Raw genomic sequence first — 2,144 nt, 5'->3', positions numbered from 1 at the left:
CAGATTCTGGATCAGACCGACCTGCTGGAGGCCCGCTACCGGCAGGTCAGGCCCCGCAAGCAGCTCTGCCGGGTTTCCACCCAGCACTACATGTTCGCAGTGGAAGCTTTCGTGGAGATGATCAACTCCATCGATTCGGACGAGTACGAATTCACCATACGAGAGACGCGCACCAGGGACATCATCGACCAAGTGGCCACCCTTCAGTCCGAGATAGGCATCATCTACGAGTCCGACTTCAACAAACGGGTCCTGTCCAAGATGCTACGCGAGAAACACCTGGACTTCCATCCCCTTTTCCGTGCAGATCTGCATGTCTTTATCGCCCGGACCAACCCCTTGGCTGACCGGGCCATGGTGACCATGAAGGACCTGGAGCCCTACCCCTTCCTGCAGTATGAGCAGGGCGAGGAGGGTTCCTTCTATTTCGCAGAGGAGGCAGTCTGGCCCGACTACTCCCCCAAGCAGATCACCGTGAGCGACCGGGCCACCATGCTCAACTTCATCGTCGGGCTCAACGCCTACACGGTCTGCACCGGCATCGACAACGAGGACCTGAACAACGAGAAGATCGTCAGCGTTCCCCTGGAGTCGGATGAGTCCATGCTGGTGGGCTGGATTGTCAACAGCCGGACCAAGCTGTCCCATGCCGCCGGACTTTACTTGGACAAGCTGCGCCAGGTTGTGTCCAACCACGGATATTCGCTGATCGAACAGGAGCCAAGCGATTAACAGCCAGGCAAACAAAAGCCGAACCGACCAAGACTAACCGAGCAAACAGCTGATCTGATAACGGCGGTCCTTGAATTTTGCCACAGATCGTAGGCGCTCAGCAGTTGCCGCTTACTCTGCCTTCAGCGCTTTTCCTTGTGCTCCGATGGAGGGCGTCTTCCCTTGGTGGCCCACATCCTGCGATTTGAGTCCCAGGGCCTTGAACAGGGCCCGGTCCAGATGTTCCAGGCCTCCCTGGCTCTTTGCAGCTGCGGTCAGATCCCAGACCTTGCCGTTGATCATGATGGTAGGGGTCGAGAACTCCCCCTTGGCGTCCTTGGCATCCTTGCGGGTAATGGCATAGGCGTTGACCTTGTCCACCCATGGTCTGTAGGTGCCCTGGGCAAAACGGTCTGCCAGGGACCTGGGCACGCCCACCCCCACGGCCTGGTCGGCCAGGCGCGCGTCGGAAACGGCCTGATAGGATTTTTCATTGGGCTGGAAGTCGGTATCAAAGATAGCGGCGGCGAAGGCCGGCAGATGGTCCGGATCCTCCTGGGCCACCATGGCCAGGGCGTTGTCCACACGGCTAGAGTACTGGTCGCTGGATGCCGAATCCAGGAAATTTAAAAAGTTGTAGGTGACGTTGATCTGACCGGCACTGATCATGCGCTGCAGCTGGGGATCGATGACCCGGCCCACCTTGCCGCACCATGGGCACATGGGGTCTATGAATATCTCAAGGGTGGGCGCATCAGCAACCTTCTTCTTACTGCCGACACCTTTGACTGAAACGGTCAGTCCTCCCTGGTCGTCAGCCACCGATGGCTTGACGGTGACCTCTTGCAGAGCCTTATAAGCCTTGGCATCCCCGCTGGGGCCTTGATTGGCTTGGACGGTCGATGTTCCAGATGAAGGCTTTTGGGCTGACTGGTCGTCTCCTGAATGATTAGTCCACAGCATGTAGAAGCCAGCTACAAGCACCAGCACAAGAGCCACCACAACCAGTATCAGCGGCAGCCTCCGAGACCGATGAGCAGGCTGGCCTGCCTCATCCGAAAATTTCTCTGTGTCAATTGCTGTGGCAGAAACGGCAGGCTTGGCCGTTTCCTCTGAATTCGCCTGAGAAGCGGCATTCAACTCGTCGACCTCAGTCTGGTCCGGTTCCTCATGACCGTTCTGCTCCTGCGATTTCGTCATGATCCATGGCCTTCCTTGCGATGATGATCCGTCGGCCTGCCCGTCGGACCTTTACCAATCTACACGAGGGTCATCCGGCAGAATGACCATCCGAAGAATGTGCGTCAATGTGGCCGGTACGCACAATCAACATATCGATATGAGCCAGGCATTTGTTCAGGCACCGTAGCGCGCCAGATAGTTCCTGGCGGCATCGGCCGTGCGCTGGTCCAGAATGGGCGACCCGTCCGGAC

At 57.8% G+C, this 2,144-nt stretch carries 2 protein-coding genes; one reads left to right on the top strand and one right to left on the bottom strand.

Annotation, left to right across the window (positions count from 1 at the left end; genetic code table 11):
• A partial coding sequence (locus AC0AP0_RS12550; protein WP_490430730.1) for a LysR family transcriptional regulator substrate-binding protein occupies positions 1-732 on the top strand: 732 nt, incomplete at its 5' end.
• Between the two features lie 111 nt (positions 733-843).
• Here AC0AP0_RS12550 and AC0AP0_RS12545 read toward each other — a convergent pair.
• On the bottom strand, positions 844-1,911 hold the full coding sequence (locus AC0AP0_RS12545) for a DsbA family protein (RefSeq protein ID WP_490430729.1): 1,068 nt from the start codon (positions 1,909-1,911) through the stop codon (positions 844-846).
• Positions 1,912-2,144: the final 233 nt, after the last annotated feature.

This window comes from Bifidobacterium sp. POST2/T3 (B1) (assembly GCF_058197115.1).
Note: the sequence above shows the minus strand (reverse complement) of the source record. Positions and strands in the feature narration are given on the sequence as shown.